This is a genomic window from Collinsella sp. HCP3S3_E11, assembly GCF_052067375.1.
Lineage (GTDB): Bacteria > Actinomycetota > Coriobacteriia > Coriobacteriales > Coriobacteriaceae > Collinsella.
Map to the genome: position 1 here is coordinate 187,857 of NZ_JBQHQI010000001.1, position 15,516 is coordinate 203,372.

11 protein-coding genes are annotated in these 15,516 nt (G+C 59.4%); 1 reads left to right on the forward strand and 10 read right to left on the reverse strand.

What is annotated here, in order from left to right; translation table 11 throughout:
- The 10 genes from ACTM86_RS00765 to ACTM86_RS00810 form a co-directional block, all read right to left on the reverse strand.
- The gene (locus ACTM86_RS00765) at positions 1-1,296 is read right to left on the reverse strand and encodes a TRAFAC clade GTPase domain-containing protein (RefSeq protein ID WP_441014945.1); all 1,296 of its coding nucleotides are present in this window, start codon (positions 1,294-1,296) and stop codon (positions 1-3) included.
- Between the two features lie 12 nt (positions 1,297-1,308).
- Positions 1,309-4,332: a hypothetical protein gene (locus ACTM86_RS00770; RefSeq protein WP_441014947.1), complete on the reverse strand. Its 3,024-nt coding sequence runs from the start codon at positions 4,330-4,332 to the stop codon at positions 1,309-1,311.
- 11 nt (positions 4,333-4,343) lie between these two features.
- Positions 4,344-6,548: an Hsp70 family protein gene (locus tag ACTM86_RS00775; protein ID WP_441014949.1), complete on the reverse strand. Its 2,205-nt coding sequence runs from the start codon at positions 6,546-6,548 to the stop codon at positions 4,344-4,346.
- Between the two features lie 121 nt (positions 6,549-6,669).
- Positions 6,670-8,814, reverse strand: coding sequence for an Hsp70 family protein (locus ACTM86_RS00780; RefSeq protein ID WP_441014951.1), 2,145 nt, complete (start codon positions 8,812-8,814; stop codon positions 6,670-6,672).
- 35 nt (positions 8,815-8,849) lie between these two features.
- Entirely contained in the window at positions 8,850-10,568 is a 1,719-nt protein-coding gene (locus ACTM86_RS00785) for an Hsp70 family protein (protein ID WP_441014953.1), read from the reverse strand.
- A 56-nt stretch (positions 10,569-10,624) separates the two neighbouring features.
- Positions 10,625-11,413 (reverse strand): nucleotide exchange factor GrpE, encoded by a 789-nt coding sequence (gene grpE / locus ACTM86_RS00790; RefSeq protein ID WP_441014955.1) that lies wholly within the window; start codon positions 11,411-11,413, stop codon positions 10,625-10,627.
- Positions 11,414-11,419: 6 nt separating this feature from the next.
- Positions 11,420-12,958 (reverse strand): TRAFAC clade GTPase domain-containing protein, encoded by a 1,539-nt coding sequence (locus ACTM86_RS00795; RefSeq protein ID WP_441014957.1) that lies wholly within the window; start codon positions 12,956-12,958, stop codon positions 11,420-11,422.
- Positions 12,959-12,963: 5 nt separating this feature from the next.
- Entirely contained in the window at positions 12,964-13,161 is a 198-nt protein-coding gene (locus ACTM86_RS00800) for a hypothetical protein (protein ID WP_441014958.1), read from the reverse strand.
- A gap of 14 nt (positions 13,162-13,175) precedes the next feature.
- Entirely contained in the window at positions 13,176-13,610 is a 435-nt protein-coding gene (locus tag ACTM86_RS00805) for a zinc ribbon domain-containing protein (RefSeq protein WP_441014960.1), read from the reverse strand.
- 23 nt (positions 13,611-13,633) lie between these two features.
- Positions 13,634-14,254: a hypothetical protein gene (locus tag ACTM86_RS00810; protein ID WP_441014962.1), complete on the reverse strand. Its 621-nt coding sequence runs from the start codon at positions 14,252-14,254 to the stop codon at positions 13,634-13,636.
- 280 nt (positions 14,255-14,534) lie between these two features.
- Here ACTM86_RS00810 and ACTM86_RS00815 point away from each other — a divergent pair, with 280 nt between their 5' ends.
- Complete coding sequence (locus ACTM86_RS00815; protein ID WP_441014964.1) at positions 14,535-15,467, forward strand: FHA domain-containing protein; 933 nt, start codon at positions 14,535-14,537, stop codon at positions 15,465-15,467.
- Positions 15,468-15,516 lie beyond the last annotated feature (49 nt).

Consider the following 15,516-nt stretch of genomic DNA (forward strand, 5'->3'; position numbering starts at 1 on the left):
CTACTCCTTGGTAATAAGGTGATTCTTGGCCATAATCCACAGCAGGGGGTCCTCCACGCGCAGCGGACGAGGGCGCTTAACCGAGCCGCTCTCGTCCGGAGCATTATGCAGGCCCAGGGCAGACACGCCAAAGAAGGCAACATCGCGGAAATTACTTTGAACACTCGAGACGATGGCGCCCTCATCCCAGTTTTCGAGCAGCGCACGCAGCTCGGCATCGACGGCCTGCTGATCCGCCTCGACGAAGGCACCGTGCTTAGCATGCGGGCTTGGCTGCTGAACGGTAACCGCCGCACCGCAAATGGGCGTCAGCTGGTCAAACTTAGAAAAAGCGATGGCCACGGGAACATCGATGGCGTCCCCCTCGCGAATGCCGCGCGCCGTGCGGATAAGCGTCGTGATGGCGCTGAGCACGCCTTCGAAACCCGTCGTGCCCTGAACGCCGCGAAGGCTGCTCGTAAGGTCCGTCTCGCCCGCTGCCTCGAGCTGTTCCCGAATGCCCGCAATCTGGAGTGGGTCGACAAGGAAGATGATGCCGCGCGCATGCTGCAGGTAACGGTTGACCGTGGCAACGGCCTGCGGGTCCTCCAGGTCTTCGCCAGCGGCGTCGAAGAACGAAAGCGTAAATGCCTTTTTGCGGCCACGCGACGCCTCGGTATAGTTCCACGTGTAGATGAGCGGCATCTTGTCCTTGCGGTCGCCACCGCCCAGCGCGCGCGACGTTGCCTCGAGCGTATGCTGCTCCTCGAACAGCGGCTTGTACTTGGTCTCTTGGTACAGCTCACGGCAGTTATAAAGACCGTCCATGGTAAGGAACGGGTTTACACCGGCATCCATGACATGCCCGACGCGGCGCGTGAGCTGGTCGATAAGCACGGTAATGTAATGGCTCTTGCCCGAGCCGCGCGTGCCCACGATAGCGATGATCTCGTTGTTGCCATCAATCGAAGACTGCGGCAGCGGACTGTGACACGAAGGGCAAATGGGCACGGGCGTGTTGGAGTGACATACGTCGCAGCACACGGAGCCGCCACCAAAGTGGCCCTGTTTTTGGGGCTTAAAGACGTGTCCCACGGGTCTGGGCCGCGGCCATCCGCGAAACGTCGAGTACTTCTCGTCCACCTCGGCAGCAGACCCCGAAGGGCCGGCGTCGCACTGGCGATTTGTGCAGCGATACTCTACGGCATCGGCCCCGAACTGCTCAAAGCAAAACGGACACACAATGCTGCTCGACGAGAAGGACGGCATGCCGGAAGGCGTAGCAGCCGATCCGAATAATGACGAAAAGAAACCCATAATGAAAACCCTTTACTGAACGAGATAACCGGAAGAGGTAATGTAGGCGTCCTCCACAGACTTAATGCCCGAAGCGGGAAACGCCTGGATAGATATCTTCTTGGCCTTGGGCAACGTAACCGTGATGCTGTAGGTTCCATCGACCTCGACGGGACCAAACTCCTCAAGCGTTACGGAATCGACCGATAACGCGGGCGACAGGTTGCCGATGCAATAAGCGATCCTTGTCTTAGGCAACGTGAAGGAGCCGCCCTCTTGGGCCGAAAACGTAAACGTAGACTCTCGAGGACCAAAGAGCTTCTTGCTATCCGTGCGCTCGTAGCATACATGTGCATGGCGACGTTCAAAAATCTGCTGCGCAGGATCCGAGAACTCAAAGCTGCCCACACTGCCCTTACGCGAAAAGACCGAGACGTAAAGCCTCTGTCCGTCGGGTGCCGGTACGGTTAGGCAGCCATCGCGCTCCCAGTTTTTCTTGGAAACGGGTCGCGGCTGGCACGAGGAGTCCGAAAGGTCGTCCACAAAGCTTGTCTCACTCACGGCAACACTAAATCCCGTCACCGCGCGATCCTTTACCGAGACATAGATAAGCAGCTTGCCGTTTGCCTCCTCGATGGAGTCGATACCCACCTTGCCGCCGTTTGACACACGAGCCTTGGCGCCCACGATAGCGGAGCTACCGCAAACCGTGGCCGCAAAGAAGTAAAGGACCTCATCGCTCTTCCAGGTGAGCGTGCCTTTGCCCGGCCCGGCAACGTTCACGCTCACAACTTCAAAATCTCGCTCGAGCGACGCCACATCGGACGTCGACCCCGGCTGGGGAATGGATTTGGCGTCCACGGAGCCAAAGAAACGCACCTCGGCGCCAACATCCTCCCACTCAAGATCAAAGACGCCTTCCGCGCCCTTATGAGCACGCGAGACAAGGCCGTCTACATAGCGCGTAGCATCGAGCGGGGTCGCCTCGAATGTCTGCGGATGCGTCTGGCGACGGCCCAAGCCAACGATATCGAAGGAAGCACTCATCTCGTAGTGATACGTCACGCCGTCCGTAAGGCCGCCGATAACGTAGTGACCACCAGATGGGACGGTAATGGGGTCCCCGCCATCGAGCGGCGTAATCTGAACGGTCGCACTCGACGGCAGCGGCTTCCAAGACACCTCGATCTGTTCATGCGCCGGCATAAAGCGCACGTCCGTAAGGTCGGGCGCAAGAGCGATAACCTCGCTCGTAGCAGGCTGGGAACGCACACCGACGCGTACGACAACCACCTTGTATGCAAGCGCACACCCCTGGGGAGCATGCTCGTGGGTATATGAGGGCTGGTCAGTCGTGCCAAGGAGCTGATCGCCGGAAGAACCGTCACCCTCGACAACGTAGATCTCGTACACAAGCGCACCGCGCGAACGGCTCGGCTGCCAGACAAGGCTTACGGTCGAAGTCTCGGCATTGCCGCGAGCCTCCAAGTTGGAAACCGACTGCGGGGCATGCGACGCAAGGAACGAACGGGCAGCGGCGTGGTCGGCGCAGCGAGCGAGCGCCTGCTCACAGAGCTCGGCTGCCTCCTCCGCATCTGTCGTCCCCTGAGCTTGACGCACAAGGTCGTCCGCCTCGGTTACGCCCGAAGAAACTTCCGCCTCACGCGCCTTAAGATAGGCAGCATCGACGCCCGGTACGAGCAGGGCGCGCCTTAAGAGTCCATCCGCCTCCGCAAAGCGACGCTCCGCAATGGCGGACGTGAGCTTGGCGCCCAAATCGCCCGCGGCAGCCTGGAGCTGAGCGACTTTTGTGTCGACCTCGGCAACGCGGGGCAAGGACGGCCACGCCGAGCGCGCCTGAGCGAGATTTGCCTTCGCACCCTCAAAGTTGAGCCAGCCCGCAAGCTTATCGGCAGCGTCGCACAGGCGCTCCGCATCCTCGATGGCCGCACCCAAAGGCGCGCCGCAACCGGGGCAGCGATCGTTGGTGTTGGGGTATTTCTTGTGGCACGAGGGGCACTCGAGCATAAGCGGCAAACCGCAGCGACCGCACGTGGCAGCAGATTTGTCGTTCATATGACCGCAGCGGCACTGAACGAGCGAGTCGAGCTCTGCATCTCGCTCAAGCGAAATACCCTTCTTTTTGCAGTGACCAACGAGCAGGGAACGCGCCTCGGTCTTGTCTGCCACAAAGGGAGCAAGGGTCTCAACGGCAGCACGTTGCTGCTCGACCCTTAAGCTGTTGTCCGAGAACGATGCGAGCTCGTCGAGCTCATCAAAGACACGGTTGAGCTTAAGGCGATTGAGGCATGCGTCGTACTCTTTACGAGCGTCGTCTGTGCCAAAGGCCTTGCGGCACAGGGCCTCAAGGCTCGCCGCGGCCGCCTGCTCGGGCGTGTTAGCGCGGAACGATCCCGCCACCTGTTTTGCCTTCGCAAGCAGGTCTGCGCTCCGGGCGCGATAGGGGTCGGCGCAGCCGTCGGGGCAGGCAAAGTCATACAGGTCGCTCTTGCCCAGGGCAATAAGATCCGTCTCCTTTTTATAGCCCGCCCAACCAGGAAGCTTATCTTCCATGTAGCGTTTGTAGACATCGTTTGATCCGTCGTTGGTAGATGCGGTGGCACCGCCCTCGGCAACCGTGTACTTAAGCTCGGCAGCACGCTTGCGCACAAGAGCCTCGTCCACCTGATACTCAACGCCAAAGTGGGTTTTCTTAATGCGCTTCTTGGTCTTGTTGCAGATAAGATCCAGCTGACCGGCGGAAATCTGATTGTTTTCCGCCGCCGCCTCGAGTACCGGATCGAGCGCGCCGTTCACAACCTTAAGAGCGTTTGCCGCGATGGCAGAGACCTGGGCCTCGTTGCCATCGGCAAACGCTTTCTCCATGTTGGGAACCTCGCCCAAGAAGCGCTTGTAGATAATCTGGTCCGTACCGCGCGAGGCCTTGGGGCCCCACACCACACGTGCATCCGTGAGCAGCTGCCGTAGCTTTTCCTGTGAAGGAACGGGGTCAAGCGGCGCGCCGACGACGAGTAGCAAGTTGAGTTCTTGTTCCATAAATAGGCTCCCTAAATGCTGATGCCGGATCCGCTCGAGATGGAGCGGCCGATGCTCGAGAACGCGGTGCCGAGTTCGGAGAAGTCGAAGAGGCCCGCGTAGCTATCTGAGGTGGAAATCTTTTTGAGGAATTCCAGGTCGGCGTCTGCTATGCCAATACCGATAATGGTGACGCCATCGTCTTTAAGCGACTCTGCATCCTGAATAGCTTTGTCAGCGTCGCACCAACACCCATCGGTAAGGATGAGAAGAATGTCGGCCTCATCCTCGCACTCATCCGTAGATAGCCATTTGGAATAAGCAAGCAAGGGGCTACGAGTTCCACAAATATCGCAGCCGATGCGGGGGCAGCTCTTGCATACGCCGTTTTCAGATAGCAAAAGTGTGCTTGCGCAGTCTCGGGCGTACCACGATTTAAAACCAGAACTATCGTCTTTTGTGAGCTCACGTACCCTATTGTAATCCGATGTAGGATTGCAAACCACTTTGGGCATGTTCCCAAAATACATCACGCCAATCTTAGTGCCAGAAGAGGAAACAGACTGAAGAAACGCATAGGCTGCTTCGTCCGCCGCCCTCAAGCCCTCTCCATCCATAGACCCCGAAACGTCAACGCAGATCATCACCCGGGCGTCGACGGGGCCCTGGCCCTCGCCCTTAACATCGTTGTCCGTCGGCGCGTTCAGGAAGCGCGAGAGGTCGGACTCGACCTCGGCGCGCTCCACCTCGAGCGCCTTGCCCGAGGACGCGAGCGCTGCGCCCACCTCGATGGTGGCGTTCTCGGTGTAGGAATACGAGACCAAGACGTGCGTCTCTCGCCCGCGCTCGCCCGGAATCTTTGGGACCACGTACTTGCCCACGACCGTGTTGTTGAGGGGCGCCGGGTCGTCTCCCTGCAGAAGGTAGATCTCGAGCGAGCCCGGACGGCCCGGCGTGGCGCGCACGGCGTACTCGCGGCTATTGGTGGCGGGGACGGGCGTGTTCTTGGCGATGATGGTGGAGTTCACGTAGCGCGAGCGGTCCTCGCTCTCCGCGATCATGCCCATGGAGTGCGCCGTGCAGTCCACCAGCTTGGGGAGGGCGCCCAGCGAGAAGCGCGGGGCGGCGGCAGAAGCGCCGGGGAGCGAGAACGCGGTGCCGCACTTCTGGGCCGCGTACACGGCGGCGCCCAGGGCCACGGCCTCGTCGGGGTTGACGTTGCCGCCGATGGGGCCGCTGCCCACCTTGCCGGTGAGGTACTCGCGCACCTGCGGCATCTTGGTGGAACCGCCCACGAGGATGTAGCCGTCGACCTGCGCCCACGTAAGCCCCGCCTCGCGCAGCGCCTCCTCGCAGCAATCCGTCGTGAGCGTCAGCAGGTGGCGCGTGGCCTCCTCAAAGTCCTCGCGCGTGACCTCGACGGTTCCGGAAACCGATTCCGCCATAACGCGGGCGCGCGTGCGTGCGCGGTTCGTAAGGTCTCGCTTGACCTGCTCGGACACGACGGCAAGCGTGTTGATGTCGGAGGGCGTGAGGTCCGACTCGACATCGTCGCGGTCTAGCCCCCTGGCGTCGCAGAGCTGGTCCAGGATAAAGTCCGAGAGGGCGCTGTCCCACTGGCGGCCGCCCAGCTGGTGATTGCCCGTGGAGGACAGGACGCGGATCTCGCGCCCCGAGAGCCTGGCCACCGTGACGTCGAACGTGCCGCCGCCCAGGTCGTAGATGAGGATCGTGCGCTCGCCGGCGGCGTCCGCGCTCATGAGTCCGTAGGCGTAGGCGGCGGCCGAGGGCTCGTTCAGCGTGCCCAGGGCGCGCACGCCCGTGCGCCGCAGGGCCTCGAGCGTCGCCTCGCGCTGGGGCGCCTCGAAGTACGCGGGCACCGTCACCACCGCGGAGTCGATCTGGACACCGTTGGCGCGGGAGACGTCCGCGATCAGATGGCGCAGAAACGTGGACGAGAGCGTGGTCGCGTCGAACTCGCAGCCGCGCAGGCACTCCACGTAACCGGCATTGCCCATATTCGTCTTGTAAAAGGAGGCCACATTGGCATCGCCCATGAGCTGGGCCTCCTTGGCCGCCTCGCCGCAGACGACCGAGCCGTCCTCGGCGACGGCGACCACGGAGGGAGTCGTATGCTCGCCGGACGAGTTGGGGAGGATCCTGGGCTCGCCATCCGCACCCACGCACGCGACGGCGCTGAACGTCGTCCCCAGATCGATACCTACCGCGATACCCATATCGTCTCCCTCAACTCGTCTGTCTTCTTAGTGTCTTAAAGCACCATCTGCATGGCCGTGGCCTTGGAGCGCGCCTCGCGGATCTCGTCCTCGGTAAGGCCGCTCCCATAAAAGAGGCTCCCTAAATGCTGATGCCGGATCCGCTCGAGATGGAGCGGCCGATGCTCGAGAACGCGGTGCCGAGTTCGGAGAAGTCGAAGAGGCCCGCGTAGCTATCGGAGGTGGAAATCTCCTTGAGGAACTCAAGATCGGCATCAGGGGTGCCGATACCGATGATGGTCACGCCATCGTCTTTAAGCGACTCTGCATCCTGAATAGCTTTGTCAGCGTCGCACCAGCACCCATCGGTAAGGATGAGGAGAACGTCCGCCTTCGCGTCGCTCCTATCCATTTTTGCATCCAACCAATCCGCATAAACGCCCAGCGGGTTGTACGTTCCTCCGCCGCATTCGGAAGCGAGCGTGGACCGAAAGCCCCTATCGCTATTGCTCGTGAGCAGCGAAACTTTGCCGTAATCCAGCGTTGGATCACAGCAGACTTTTGCATTAGACCCAAAGTACATCACGCCAACATGAACGCCCGACCCTTCAATGGAATCGAGGAACGCCGTTGCAGCCTTCTCGGCCGCCTCAAAACCCTCGCCGTACATGGAGCCAGAGACATCAATACAAATCATGACATCAGCACTCACGCCATGGTTTTCAACTGTTGCATCGTTGTCCGTCGGCGCGTTCAGGAAGCGCGAGAGGTCGGACTCGACCTCGGCGCGCTCCACCTCGAGCGCCTTGCCCGAGGACGCGAGCGCTGCGCCCACCTCGATGGTGGCGTTCTCGGTGTAGGAATACGAGACCAAGACGTGCGTCTCTCGCCCGCGCTCGCCCGGAATCTTTGGGACCACGTACTTGCCCACGACCGTGTTGTTGAGGGGCGCCGGGTCGTCTCCCTGCAGAAGGTAGATCTCGAGCGAGCCCGGACGGCCCGGCGTGGCGCGCACGGCGTACTCGCGGCTATTGGTGGCGGGGACGGGCGTGTTCTTGGCGATGATGGTGGAGTTCACGTAGCGCGAGCGGTCCTCGCTCTCCGCGATCATGCCCATGGAGTGCGCCGTGCAGTCCACCAGCTTGGGGAGGGCGCCCAGCGAGAAGCGCGGGGCGGCGGCAGAAGCGCCGGGGAGCGAGAACGCGGTGCCGCACTTCTGGGCCGCGTACACGGCGGCGCCCAGGGCCACGGCCTCGTCGGGGTTGACGTTGCCGCCGATGGGGCCGCTGCCCACCTTGCCGGTGAGGTACTCGCGCACCTGCGGCATCTTGGTGGAACCGCCCACGAGGATGTAGCCGTCGACCTGCGCCCACGTAAGCCCCGCCTCGCGCAGCGCCTCCTCGCAGCAATCCGTCGTGAGCGTCAGCAGGTGGCGCGTGGCCTCCTCAAAGTCCTCGCGCGTGACCTCGACGGTTCCGGAAACCGATTCCGCCATAACGCGGGCGCGCGTGCGTGCGCGGTTCGTAAGGTCTCGCTTGACCTGCTCGGACACGACGGCAAGCGTGTTGATGTCGGAGGGCGTGAGGTCCGACTCGACATCGTCGCGGTCTAGCCCCCTGGCGTCGCAGAGCTGGTCCAGGATAAAGTCCGAGAGGGCGCTGTCCCACTGGCGGCCGCCCAGCTGGTGATTGCCCGTGGAGGACAGGACGCGGATCTCGCGCCCCGAGAGCCTGGCCACCGTGACGTCGAACGTGCCGCCGCCCAGGTCGTAGATGAGGATCGTGCGCTCGCCGGCGGCGTCCGCGCTCATGAGTCCGTAGGCGTAGGCGGCGGCCGAGGGCTCGTTCAGCGTGCCCAGGGCGCGCACGCCCGTGCGCCGCAGGGCCTCGAGCGTCGCCTCGCGCTGGGGCGCCTCGAAGTACGCGGGCACCGTCACCACCGCGGAGTCGATCTGGACACCGTTGGCGCGGGAGACGTCCGCGATCAGATGGCGCAGAAACGTGGACGAGAGCGTGGTCGCGTCGAACTCGCAGCCGCGCAGGCACTCCACGTAACCGGCATTGCCCATATTCGTCTTGTAAAAGGAGGCCACATTGGCATCGCCCATGAGCTGGGCCTCCTTGGCCGCCTCGCCGCAGACGACCGAGCCGTCCTCGGCGACGGCGACCACGGAGGGAGTCGTATGCTCGCCGGACGAGTTGGGGAGGATCCTGGGCTCGCCATCCGCACCCACGCACGCGACGGCGCTGAACGTCGTCCCCAGATCGATACCTACCGCGATACCCATATCGTCTCCCTCAACTCGTCTGTCTTCTTAGTGTCTTAAAGCACCATCTGCATGGCCGTGGCCTTGGAGCGCGCCTCGCGGATCTCGTCCTCGGTAAGGCCGCCCTTGACCTCGACCTCGACCTCGCAGGACTGACCAGACGTAGGCTCAACGGCGCGAACGTCGAGGATGCCCTGCTCGCTCAAAATAAACGTCACGTCAATAGGAGAGCCCTTAGGCAGGTTGGTGCCCGAAAGGTCAATGGAAGCGGACGCAAGGGCTTCGCGATCCTTCTCGACCTTCTCCTGCTCGGCATCGTTCTCATAGACCTGAACGAGAACAGACGTCTGTCCGGCCTCGGACGTACCAAAGCGCTGGGTGTTTTCATAAGAACCCTTCTCGGGATCAATCTTCTGGTTCTTAAGAATCAGGTTGAAGATGCAGGGAGTACCCGAGTCATCCAACGCCTCGACGCCATAGCTCTTCGACGTGACGACGGAGATCTTAATGGCAGAAGCCGCGTCCTCGGGATTGACGAACGTCATAGCCAGGTTGTTAGCGCCGACGTTCTGCTGCTGTTTGACCTCCTGCGTTTGTTGGTCGACGACCTCAACCGTCTCCTCGGAGGTACCCTCCTGCTCGGCCTTGTGATACAGCATGCTGGCGAGCTGGGCGGCATAGCGGGCAGCACCCTTTGCTACGGCCTCATCCGGATCGTTAATGGCCTGTTCAAGATCGGGGAACTCCTGCTTGAGGCAGTCGGAAACCTGACGCATGCGCGTAGAGCCGCCCACGAGCAGAATCTTGGTTGGGTTATGGCCCTTAGCCCTAGCGCCGTCCAAGCAGGTACGCATGATGTCGATGGTACGAGAGAGCAAATCGGACGTCATATCGTTAAAGTCATCGATGGTAAGGCCGATCCTTTGGGGCCGACCCGTAAAGTTCAGAACTGCATTGGCGCTGTCCTTGGACGTAAGGGCAAACTTGAGCTTCTCGGCTTCGCCCTGGAGCTGCTGGTCGGCATATTCATCAAAGATGTCCTCGTCTACCTTCGCCTCTTCGCAGAACTTATCCTTGAGGTACGCAACGATGGCGGCATCCCAGTCGCCGCCGCCCAAATTCTTATCGCCCTGGTTGCAGACGACCTCGATGTTCTTGGAGCCCGAGCTATGGCTAAACGAAACCGCGGAAACGTCAAAGGTACCACCGCCCAGATCGTAAACGATAACGTCCTCGTCCTTATCGCTCTTGTCGCAGCCGTAGTTGATGGCGGCAGCAACAGGCTCCTGCACCGTACCGTACACATTGAGGCCAGCGATCTTTGCCGCAGCAAGCGTTGCCTGTGTCTCGGCATCGCCAAAGTAAGCAGGAACGGTGATGACGCAGCCATCGTAGCCCATGGGCATGTTTTGGGCAGCGTCATAGGTGAGCTTCTTGAGCACATAGGCAGAAATCTGCTCGGGCGAGTAGGTCTGCGTCCATTCTTCATCGTTCTCGTCCTTGCCGCTTATCGTGATGGCAACGGGACTGTCGCCGATAATGCGCTTAACAAAAGAGGCCGTGAAATCGGGGTCGATCAAAGCATTGTCCTTGGCAGGCTGACCCACGTCGTACTTGGAGGGGTCATCCGGATCAAAGTGCACCACAGAGGGCGTGGTGTTGGAGCCCTCGGAGTTCTTGACCACCACCGGGTTACCCGTCTCGTCGATGTAAGAGAGGCAAGAGTAGGTGGTACCCAGGTCGATGCCGATTACCGTTGTCTTCTCGTCACTCATGATTATTTCCTTCCTTTAATGGTGACTAGGTTGAATGAGACGACTAGGTTCTATGCCTACTCGTCGTCTTTGTCTAATTGCTGCTCGGGCTCGACGTAACCCTTTTTATACGTATACGCGCGGACAAATGCCGGATCGAGAACAGACCCCGAAAGCTCATAGCCCGGCGACAGGACCTCGATAATGACGCCGCGCTTTTCAGGATCGCCCGTTAAGGTGCGTGGCATAGCCAGCGTATGACGACCGCTCTCAAACCGTTCTCCCGGTTCGGGCGCAAACGAGGTGACGCCAAAATCGCAAAGAACCTCGACGAGCATTTCGCGATAGACGGAGAGATCCTCCGCCTGCTGCTGAGCCGCATCCCCCTCAACGGTGCCAAGATAGGCTAGCGTCTTGTTCATGGCATCAATCACCGACGTCACGCGCTTAAGCAGGGGCGTGGTGATTTTCTCGTACACACCGGAGCGATACCGCTCAATTTCTGCACTGTTGTTCTTGAGCACTTCCTCCTCAAAGGTGGTGCGATCAATCTTCTGACGGAAGAGCCCTGTTAGTTGAGCAATCCCCTCATCCAAAGCATCGAGGCGACGCCCCAGCTCCCCGGCAGGCATAACGGGAGTCGACTCGCCGGCTTCAACACCAGCAGTGGCATTCGCGTCGCAATCGCACTCCCCCTCCTCGACGGCCGTGTCGTCGGTGGCAGGCGCCTCAGCCTCAACGGGCTCGGGCGACTCCGCAGCAGGCTCGGCAGTCTCAACGGGTTCGCTAGCGCACCCCACCTCTTCGCATACAGGTTCTTCGGGCGCGACGTCCTCAAACGAGGGAACAAAAACATCGTCAGTCATGTGCGTCTACCTCTTCTTCCTTCGATCGATCTCGAGCTGTTGGGCATAAGAAACAGCGTTCTCAACGGGGAGAGAAATCGCCGTGGCAAACGTCGGGTCCGCCTGGCCCGCAATCCATGAAAACGGCTCGACAACGCCCTTGGGATCGTAAGCGCCGGCGAGACGCTCGTGGCCAACGGCAGAGGCTGCAAAGAAGCGATACGAGCGGAAGCTCGCCTTAAGCGACGTCAAGAAGTTGCCCATGCCATATTCGAGCAGGAAATCGCGGAGTACGGCATCCTGCGCGTCGGCGGCAGGACACTCGGGATTTGCAGCAAGATACGCATCGCAGGCGGCCTGTCCGATTTTTTCATCCAAGCCCGGAAGATCCGCCTTGCTCAGCACCACGGCAAGGGGCATGGTGAATCTGCCCTGACGATCCGGCTTGGCAACGCTTTTGACTTTCTCGATCAAGGAAGCCAAGACGTCGTCGGGGTTCGAGCGGCCAGAAACGGCGGCATCCGTTGCCGAAAGCCCTTCCTCGAGCTCGCTTGCCAAATCCGGGATGCTCATGGGGTCCACCAGCAGCACGGCGCCTTCGGCGTATGCGTACTGAAGTTGGTCCTCGTGCTCGTCGTTATTAAGGAAGGTCTCACCGGCGACGTCGTAGAGATGAATTAGACGGTCGGGATCGAGCCCGTCCTTGCGGATAAAGACGCTCAGCGAGAATGCGGAGGCGTGCTTGACGTCTGAGTCCTCACTCGTCATGCTCGCATCGCCCGATTGATAAATCTTCTCGAGCTCGGAGAAGAGCCCTCGCTTGTCATCATCGAGAAAATCGGTGTCATAGCCCTCCTTGGCTGCGCGGTCGAGCACAAGGTCGTGGGCAAGTGCCGCAATGTAGGAGGTCTTTCCTACCGAACGGCCACCAACAACGGGAATAGACATCGTCCTGGCCTCACCCGAAGCGACCGAATGGGCGCAATTGGGATTAGGGCAGCACTGCTCCAAGTCAGAGCGATGGATGGTCGATCCATCAGGCCCCTTAGCAGACGCAAAGAAGGTGCACGGGAGCTTTTGGCCGCACTCGCACACATGCGTATAGAAGCCAAACGTGTTGGGACGAAGGTAGGAATGAACCTTGCCGCACTTGGGGCAAACATACCCAGGGGTCGGCCAAACATGCTTGCACTGCTCGCAGACAAACTCCATTTTGCGCGTTTTACGATACCAAGCATCCAATGCGCGCGAGAGACCAAAGAGGATGTAAACGAGCACCATTACGACCATGATGACGGCCGAATGGATGAATGCAAAGATTACCGTTCCCGCAACGCCCGCAACAAGAAACGAGAGGAAGCAGATGCCCCACAGGACCTTGTGGATAAAGCCACCGTTGTAGAGCTCGGTAATTAATTCCCCGCGCGTAACCCTGTTAAGGACGATCGCCTCTCGAATCGTCGCTCCAAGATCAGAGAAACCCTTATCGAGCCAGTACTCAGCACGAGAAGGCTCGGGCGGCAAAAGAGCAGCCGTCTGGTTATAGCGCTCGTCAGTCAATGCCATAATCGCTAGCTCCTGTTCGAATCAATCGCATTTTTCTTAAATGCAGCCGCGTAATTCTTAAAAGCCTTAAAAACGCCATACGCGCAGAAACTCAAAACAATAGCGCCAAGAACAAAGGTGATCTGGGCTTGAAAAGCCCTCACGATCGTGTAGATGACAAACAAAAGAAACAGAACTGCAATGAGTCCGAATACCTCTAACATGCGTTTGCCTCCTCCTACTTCCTAAAAATGTTGATCAGCAAGTAAGCAGCGATGATTACGCCGAGACCGATGTATGCCTTCTGAAGGCCAGCGATTACGAGAACCAAAGCAACGGCAGAAAGGACGCAGGCTATTTGTCCCAGGCGCTTGTCCGACTCGTACTGCGTCGGTGCGACGGGTGCAGAAGCAGCGGCGCTTCCGCCTGCAGAGGAGCCCGAAGTCGTTCCAGCACCAGGCGTGGGGCTGGGCGCGGGGGTAGGAGCAGGACCGGAGGACGTCGTCGCGCTAGCCCCGGATGACGAATCAGAACCAGAATCAGAAGACGACCCCGTTCCGGAATCCGCCGATGAGCTCGTCGAGCCAGACGCACCTCCTGTCTGAGCGGCTCCGCAATAAGGGCAAAAAGCCATGCTATCGGGAATTGTTTTTCCGCAAGCCACGCATTGCATGTGAACTCCTTACACGTTCGCTATTAACCACGAAATCTTGGAAGAATGAACTTTGTAATGACAAACAACACCGCGATGATGGCGACCACGATGCCCGCAGTCTTCAGGAAGCCAAAGATAATATCGCCGTAGGTATCGAGGATAAACTTGCCAATCATAAAGACGCCAAAGGGCAGCAGGATAACGGTGCCCCAGCCAACCTCGTCGATCAGGCCCTTCGAAGCCGCCGCGCCAACCTGAGCCGCGGCCTCGGCAGAGGGACCGGAACCATCCTGCGAGTCCGTTGAAGAGTCATCGCTAAGGCTTTCTCCCCTAGCAAACTTTCTCCAAAGCCTGCCGTCCATGCGGGTGGGCACATCGTCGTTCCCCAAGCAGTAGCTAATATAGACGCCGTACCTATCGCAATGATCGGCAAGTGCATACGCGACCTCGCTACACGACGAATCGCAATCAGCCCAGCACAGTGCGCGCAAAAGCCAGTCTTCCTCGCCGCGTCGGTCACCATTGCGGCTAGCGAACTTCGCGAGAGCGGCGGCCTGCATAAACTTGTCCCAGTCCGAGGACGCCCTATCGTATGCATCGCACTCCGCTTTATAGTCAAAGGTGTCATAAGGTATGGTCCGAGCTTCGTCGTAAAGCGCCATAACTCTTTCCTTTCAGCTGGTGAACTTTCGTATTATTTCTATCGCTGAAATTGCGAGAAGTGTTGCGCAACATCTAAAATGGTCGCAAAAGGTTACGCGAACGGCGGTCGGGACACCCTGCCCGTTGCTTTGCGTGACCATCATTCGATTCGTGCTACCCGTGTCATCGCGCCGAACGCCGAATGCGCCCACCAGCACATTCCTTACGAGTTGGCCTAAGCCCTGCAATCGGCGCGCACATTTTAAAGGCTCGTCAGGCTAACGATGGAAACGGAGGAGTATGCGTACACCAAGTTCAGAGATGTACAGCGACTTGCGAAGCTTCGGCGGCATCACTAACTGCACTGCCGCCTCGATTCTCATTTCGAGCAAGTCTGATCTGTTCAGCCATGTCTCCAATCGTCCGTTTCTTTCGCGAAAGATTACAAACGCCGCTCCGGGTTCCATCGATCCCGCCGAGTTTTCTAACTTTGGCATTAGCACTCAGACGTTGTTTTCGAAAATCATCTCGAATTTGGGCGGGGCAAATGCGCGCCGTCTCGTGTCCGCGCACTATGCGGGACCGGCGGCACTTAACATGCAAGAAGCTCTAACCTGCATCGGCGAGGACGCAAGCGTCTATGCCAACGCGCTGCACAGAATTAATAACGGGACGCTCAAATCAGAGCTGGACCGCGACATCTTATATCTGCATCTCTTTATCGCGTGCGGCTGTCTGCAAAACGCCTCGGCCGCCGTTGAGAGCACCGAGATGTTTGCCAACGCGAGCCTTGCCGTCTCTTTGAAGACAGAACTGACAAGCCCGGGTAATCCGAAACGAGCTTCCCGCAAACCCGATCAAACCCAGCTGGGGTTAATTCGCGTAATCGGCAGCTCGATCGTCCCCCCGATTCACCCCCTGTCTATTGAACCCGAGGGAACGGTCATTGGCTCCATTAGTTACAACGCCTCCGATATCACTGATGTTGGAAGCTCGGTGTCACGCCGGCATCTTCATATCTGGCTCGAAAACGGCACCTGGTACGCAAGGGGGCTTCATTCTACAAACGGGACGATTCTCATCAGTGGATCGAACGGAAAAGAGCGGACGCTCGAAATGCCCCGAAGCAAACGAGGAATTTCAGAGGCCTCTCCCTCCGCAATCATTGCAAATGGTGACATTCTTCAGCTGGGAACGGATACTTCCTTCCTTGTCGTATCCTTGGCTAAATAGCCGCTGGCAATATCTATCATGACGGGTCAAATCGTTTCCCTTCCGCTCT

What these genes read in the sequence shown, in the direction of transcription:
- ACTM86_RS00780 (WP_441014951.1), bottom strand. Translation starts at nt 8,814, where the DNA reads ATGGGTATCGCGGTAGGTATCGATCTGGGGACGACGTTCAGCGCCGTC.
- ACTM86_RS00800 (WP_441014958.1), bottom strand. Translation starts at nt 13,161, where the DNA reads ATGTTAGAGGTATTCGGACTCATTGCAGTTCTGTTTCTTTTGTTTGTC.
- ACTM86_RS00795 (WP_441014957.1), bottom strand. Translation starts at nt 12,958, where the DNA reads ATGGCATTGACTGACGAGCGCTATAACCAGACGGCTGCTCTTTTGCCG.
- ACTM86_RS00810 (WP_441014962.1), bottom strand. Translation starts at nt 14,254, where the DNA reads ATGGCGCTTTACGACGAAGCTCGGACCATACCTTATGACACCTTTGAC.
- ACTM86_RS00770 (WP_441014947.1), bottom strand. Translation starts at nt 4,332, where the DNA reads ATGGAACAAGAACTCAACTTGCTACTCGTCGTCGGCGCGCCGCTTGAC.
- ACTM86_RS00815 (WP_441014964.1), top strand. Translation starts at nt 14,535, where the DNA reads ATGCGTACACCAAGTTCAGAGATGTACAGCGACTTGCGAAGCTTCGGC.
- grpE (WP_441014955.1), bottom strand. Translation starts at nt 11,413, where the DNA reads ATGACTGACGATGTTTTTGTTCCCTCGTTTGAGGACGTCGCGCCCGAA.
- ACTM86_RS00805 (WP_441014960.1), bottom strand. Translation starts at nt 13,610, where the DNA reads ATGCAATGCGTGGCTTGCGGAAAAACAATTCCCGATAGCATGGCTTTT.
- ACTM86_RS00785 (WP_441014953.1), bottom strand. Translation starts at nt 10,568, where the DNA reads ATGAGTGACGAGAAGACAACGGTAATCGGCATCGACCTGGGTACCACC.
- ACTM86_RS00765 (WP_441014945.1), bottom strand. Translation starts at nt 1,296, where the DNA reads ATGGGTTTCTTTTCGTCATTATTCGGATCGGCTGCTACGCCTTCCGGC.
- ACTM86_RS00775 (WP_441014949.1), bottom strand. Translation starts at nt 6,548, where the DNA reads ATGGGTATCGCGGTAGGTATCGATCTGGGGACGACGTTCAGCGCCGTC.